Here is a 5,486-nt window from a genome sequence, read left to right as displayed (position 1 = left end):
ATATAACAACCTGATTATACAGGAGTGTCAAGCCACACCGGCACGGGCCACGACCCTTGCCAGATTGCCAGACTCTCCAGATTCCAACCAGGTGATTTCAGGCCAACCGCGCAACCAGGTCATTTGACGCTTGGCCAACTGGCGGGTGGCAACAATTCCGCGATAGCGCATCTCATCATACTCCACTTCCCCTGCCAGGTAGTCCCACATTTGGCGGTAGCCAACGCAGCGAATAGCGGGCAGGTCAGGGGTGAGATCGCCGCGCTCATAGAGCGCCCTGACCTCTTGCTCGAACCCGCTTTGCAACATCTTGTCAAAGCGCTGTTCGATACGCTGGTGTAACAGGGCGCGATCGCTCGGAGCGATGGCAAACTGATGCACCCGATAGGGCAGCCCCGCCCCCTGCACTTGCGTAAGCTCAGTGAGCGTCTTGCCACTGATACGATACACCTCCAGTGCCCGGCTCAGACGCTGCGGGTCATTGGGATGAATACGCGCCCCGGCGACCGGGTCTATGCGCACCAGCTCCTCGTGCAGCGCCTGCCAGCCGAGGCGGGCCGCCTCTTCCTCAATCCCGGCACGAATGACAGGGTCGGCGGATGGCAGCGGCGAGAGCCCCTCCAGCAGCGCCTTGAAATAGAGCATGGTGCCGCCCACCAGCAGCGGAATGCGGCCACGGGCCACTATGTCGTCCATCTCCCGCAGGGCATCGCGGCAAAAATCTGCCGCAGAATAGCTCAAGGCAGGATCAAGCATGTCGATCAGCTTGTGGGGCGCCAGGGCCAGCTCGTGGGCGGTCGGCTTGGCAGTACCTATGTCCATGCCGCGATAGATGAGCGCAGAGTCCACGCTGATGATGTCGCAGGGCAGGGCCTGACACAGATTGATGGCGAGATCCGTCTTGCCGGAGGCCGTCGGCCCCATCAGAAAAATTGCAGTCGGCAAGTCAGCCACGTGAAAAACTCCCCTTGCATGGTCACCACCAGAGCGGGCACACCTGCAAAAAACATATCTATTGGTCAAAGAGGCGGCCATCCCGCCCCTCAGTTGCCATCGGCAAACTCGGCCAGCACGCTTGCCAACGACACAGGGCGCACCATGCGCGTGTCTGCCAGTTGGTCACTGAAATCGGTCACAAGTTCCATCAGCAAACGACTGGCAGTTGAAAAATCATATACTTTTTCGCGAGTTATCCCCTGCTCTACCAACCATTGGCATAATACTTCAGCCAGCTGGCTAGCATCACTGTCAGATCCGCTCTCGATAATTTGCAATAATTCGGGTAATAACCGCACCAGATCGGTTTGACGCAGCAAGGCTGGCACCCGAGTCAGGATCATGGTGTCGCGCCCCCCGTTTTTCAACTCCAGTCCCATGCGGGTGAGCAAACGCTCCTGCTCTTCAACCAGCGCTATCAAGTTCTTGGGCAACTTGAAGGAGACCGGCAGTAGCAGCGGTTGCGCCGCCAGTCCCTGCCCCCAGGCCTCCAGCAGCCAGTTGCGCAGCAGCAGGCGCTCGGCCCGCACCAGCGAGAGCAGTGCCAGTTGACCATCTCGCGCCAGCAGCAGATAAGCCTGCTCCACCAGGATGAGCGCCTGCCAGACTCCGGGCGCGGCCTGAACGGCTGCGTTGGAGGTCGCCACCGGGGTAGCGGGTACGACAGACGCGGACCCCGCATCAGATAGGGTGGTGAGCAGCGCCCCCATGCCACGCATCGCATCCCGGCTGGGCGGCTCGGGCGGCTGATAATTGCTGGCACGAGCCACGCCCCCTTCTCGCACTTCATTCGTCGCAGCCGGAGTCCGATAATTGTGCTCGGCGCCGTACCACTCGGGACGAGGCGCCTGGCCCGGGTATTCAATCTGCCCGCTGACCGGCAGCTCGACCAGGGTCTCGGCCAGCAGTTCGCCCTGTTCGGCTCTGGCGGCCGCCTCCCGGTGCAGGGCTGTGAACAGCGCCTGGAAGATGAAGTCGTGGATGAGGCGTGCCTGATGGAAACGCACCTCGTGCTTGGCCGGATGGACGTTCACATCCACCTGATGGGGATCCAGCTCGATATAGAGCACATAGGCGGCGAAGCGATCGGCAGGCAGCAGCTCGTCATAGGCCTGGCGGATGGCGTGATTGATGAGCTTGTCGCGCATCATGCGGCCGTTCACATAGGTGTATTGCAGGTCGTTCTGCGGTCTGGCCCCCTCAGGGGTCGCCAGCCAGCCCCGCAGGCGCACGTCGCTGTGCTCGCTTTCCACCGCCAGCGCGTGGTGCATGAAGGGGGTGCCACAGACAGCGGCCAGGCGGCGCTCCTGCTCAGGTACCGTATTGGCAGCCTTGTACTGGCGCATCACCTTGCCGTTGTGGCGCAGGATCAGGGTGACATCGAAACGGGAGAGCGCGATGCGACGCACCAGCTCGTCGATATGGGCAAACTCGGTCTTTTCGCTGCGCATGAATTTGCGCCGCGCGGGCGTATTGAAGAAGAGATCCACCACTTCCACTGTGGTCCCCACCGGGTGGGCCGCGGGCTTGACGGTGACCTGCATCTCACGCCCTTCCGCCTGGGCTTGCCAGGCCTCGGACTGATCCAGGGTGCGGGAGGTGAAGGTGAGACGAGAAACCGAGCTGATGGAGGCGAGCGCCTCGCCGCGAAACCCCAGGCTGCAGATCCCTTCCAGATCATCCAGGGTCGCCACCTTGGAGGTGGCGTGACGCGACAACGCCAGCACCAGCTCGTCTTTAGCGACGCCGCAGCCGTTGTCACGGATGCGGATCAGCTTGGCACCGCCCTTGTCGATGTCAATCTCGACCCGGTCGGCCCCCGCGTCCAGGCTGTTTTCCACCAGCTCCTTCACGACCGAAGAGGGCCGCTCCACCACCTCTCCTGCGGCAATCTGGTTGGCCAGGATCGGCGGTAAAATACGGATCGGCATGGCTTACTCCTGACCTTTGGTCTTGCGGGATCCAGACACTGTTACCGCTGAGCAGGACCGATCCACCCTCTCTCCGGCAGCAATCTGGTTGGCCAGGAAAGGCGATAAAACAGGGATCGGTATGGCTGCTCCCGGTTGCTATTTTTGGGGGATATAGAGCACCTGCCCTATCTGGATATCCCGTGATTTGAGTTTGTTGATCTCCACCAGCCGCGCCTGGCTCACCCCGAACTTCTCGGCGAGGCGAGAGAGGCTCTGGCCACGGGTGACCACGTGGCGGATCATCTTGGCCTTGTCGTTGCTCTGCACGCTGCTGACCGGCATGTTCGGCTCCTTGGCTGCCACCACATAGGGCTTGATCACACCGGCGCCGGACGAGCTGCTGACGCTGCTGACCGGGGCGCCGCCATCGCGGCTACGGTTTGGTTCTGTGGCCGGCATCCGGTTGGTCATCACGGGCTGCGACTGCACCTGCGCGGGTTTGCTCACCGCCACAGGTCTGCTGACCGCAGCTGGCTTGCTGGCCTGCCCCTTACCGGTCAGCATGGCCCCCTTGGTCGGGTGGGCACGGTAGTAGTTGCGGATGCCCTCGAAGATGGCGCGAGCCAGCTGATCCTGATAAGCGGGGGTAGCCAGCAGCTGCTCCTCCGCATGGTTGGAGATAAAGCCTGTCTCCACCAGTACAGAGGGGATGTCCGGTGCTTTGAGCACTGCCAGACTGGCGTGCTCCGGCGCCTTCTTGTGCAACCTGGCCACCTTGCCCATGGAACGCAGGATCTGACGGCTGACGTCATACCCCTCGGCACGGGACTTGTCCATGGAGAGATCGAGGAAGGTCTGTGCCAGATAGGGGTTTGGATCGGACTCGGCCAATACCTTACCCACCCCGCCCAGCAGTTCCCCCTGTTTCTCCTGCTTCTCCAGCCAGCTGCCCATCTCGCGATTGGCACGATTGGTCGACAGCACCCAGACCGAGGCTCCCCGCGGGGTGGCGTTGTGGAAGCTGTCAGCGTGCACCGACACCAGCAAGTCGGCCTTGGCCTTGCGGGCTATCTCGGAGCGCTTGTTCAGATCGACGAAGTAGTCGCCACGACGGGTCAGCACGGCGCGCATGCCGGGTTCCCTGTCGATGAGTGCAGCCAACTTCTGGGAAACCGCCAGGGTGACCCGCTTCTCATAAGTGCGGCGTGGACCGATGGAACCCGGATCTTCCCCGCCATGGCCCGGATCGATGGCGATCACCACGCCTCGGCCCTTGCCGGCCACTGGCGTAGCCTGCACGGCGACGGAGGCTTTCTCTTCATAAGGCAGGTCGATCACCAGCCGATGACCATAGGGGCCAGCCGGCGCCAGCGGAAAGACCACAGGCTTGATGGTGGAGCTCAAGTCCAACACCAGTCGCAGGCCGCCCTTCTCCAGCGGTGAACTCTCGCGGATCTTGCGCACCAGCTCACTCTTGTTCTCGATGCGGGCCAGATTGGTGACGTTGTTCGCCCCTTTGAGGTCGATCACCAGCCGATCCGGGCCGGTCAGAGTGAAGTAGTTGTAATTGGGGGCGCTGCTCATGTCGAGTACCACCCGGGTGTTATCCGGCGATGGCCACACCCGCACACTCTTGAGCTGATTCGCCCAGGAGGGTAAGGCCATCAGAGAGAGGACAATAACAAGGATCACGCGCACGTAGATGACAACCGTTCCAGAATGGCTTCGCCAATCGCAGTGCGAGCCTCTATCAGAGCCTCACGCTGCTCGTTTACATAAGTCAGGGTAATGTCCAGATCGGAAACCGGCAGCCAGCCTTCACCCTTTTCTGGCCACTCCACCAGACAGAGGGTATTGGCGGCAAAGTAGTCCCGAATGCCCATGAACTCCAGCTCTTCCGGATCGGCCAAGCGGTAAAGATCGAAGTGGTAAACCTGCCACTCGGCCAGTTCATAGGGCTCGACCAGGGTGTAGGTCGGGCTCTTGACCTTGCCCTGATGGCCCAGCCCCTGCACCCAGCCACGGGTCAGGGTGGTTTTTCCGGCCCCGAGGGAGCCGTGCAAGAACACCGTGGTCGCCTGCTGGCAGGCGTGTGCCAGACGGCCACCCAGTGCCACTGTTGCTGCCTCGTCCGGCAGTGTCATCATCAACTGTTTTGCCATGTTCTTCTTTAACTTGTTATGGTGTCGGGATTAACCAGTCGACGGATAAAAGGCAGCAGATCTGATGCCAGCATGCCCCGTTCTCCGTCTGCGGCGGCCAGATCGGCCGCTTCCCCGTGGATCACTGCGCCCAGCCGGGTTGCCTCGACGGCAGACCAGCCCTGGGCCAAAAGGGCGGCGATTATACCAGATAACAGATCGCCCATGCCGCCACTGGCCATGCCGGGATTGCCCTCGTCACAGAGCGCTATCCCCTTGCCATCACAGATGAGCGTGCCCGCCCCCTTGAGCAGTACGACACCGCCAAAAACGTGCTGCAAGCGCCGCACGGCGGCAAAACGATCTGCTGCAATCTCGGCAATCGAGCAGCCCAGCAGGCGGGCCGCCTCACCCGGGTGAGGCGTAAGCACCCAAT

At 61.7% G+C, this 5,486-nt stretch carries 5 protein-coding genes; all 5 read right to left on the bottom strand.

Features of this window, described 5'->3' with window-relative positions:
• Positions 1-27: 27 nt before the first annotated feature.
• Positions 28-945: a tRNA (adenosine(37)-N6)-dimethylallyltransferase MiaA gene (gene miaA, locus AAC083_RS05535; RefSeq protein ID WP_084204585.1), complete on the bottom strand. Its 918-nt coding sequence runs from the start codon at positions 943-945 to the stop codon at positions 28-30.
• A gap of 98 nt (positions 946-1,043) precedes the next feature.
• Positions 1,044-2,927: a DNA mismatch repair endonuclease MutL gene (gene mutL, locus AAC083_RS05530; protein WP_108536048.1), complete on the bottom strand. Its 1,884-nt coding sequence runs from the start codon at positions 2,925-2,927 to the stop codon at positions 1,044-1,046.
• Positions 2,928-3,065: 138 nt separating this feature from the next.
• Positions 3,066-4,607 (bottom strand): N-acetylmuramoyl-L-alanine amidase, encoded by a 1,542-nt coding sequence (locus AAC083_RS05525; RefSeq protein WP_042035127.1) that lies wholly within the window; start codon positions 4,605-4,607, stop codon positions 3,066-3,068.
• The gene (gene tsaE / locus AAC083_RS05520; protein WP_108536047.1) at positions 4,598-5,071 is read right to left on the bottom strand and encodes a tRNA (adenosine(37)-N6)-threonylcarbamoyltransferase complex ATPase subunit type 1 TsaE; all 474 of its coding nucleotides are present in this window, start codon (positions 5,069-5,071) and stop codon (positions 4,598-4,600) included. Before tsaE ends, AAC083_RS05525 begins: the two co-directional genes overlap by 10 nt.
• An 8-nt stretch (positions 5,072-5,079) precedes the next feature.
• The coding region (locus AAC083_RS05515) for an ADP-dependent NAD(P)H-hydrate dehydratase (protein WP_181364659.1) at positions 5,080-5,486 on the bottom strand (407 nt) is incomplete at its 5' end.

Source organism: Aeromonas sp. HMWF014 (genome assembly GCF_963878295.1).
Lineage (GTDB): Bacteria > Pseudomonadota > Gammaproteobacteria > Enterobacterales > Aeromonadaceae > Aeromonas > Aeromonas popoffii.
This window is presented reverse-complemented; position numbering and strand designations above follow the sequence as displayed.

Coding starts and splice junctions, on each gene's coding strand:
- tsaE (WP_108536047.1), bottom strand. CDS start 5,071: ATGGCAAAACAGTTGATGATGACACTGCCGGACGAGGCAGCAACAGTG.
- mutL (WP_108536048.1), bottom strand. CDS start 2,927: ATGCCGATCCGTATTTTACCGCCGATCCTGGCCAACCAGATTGCCGCA.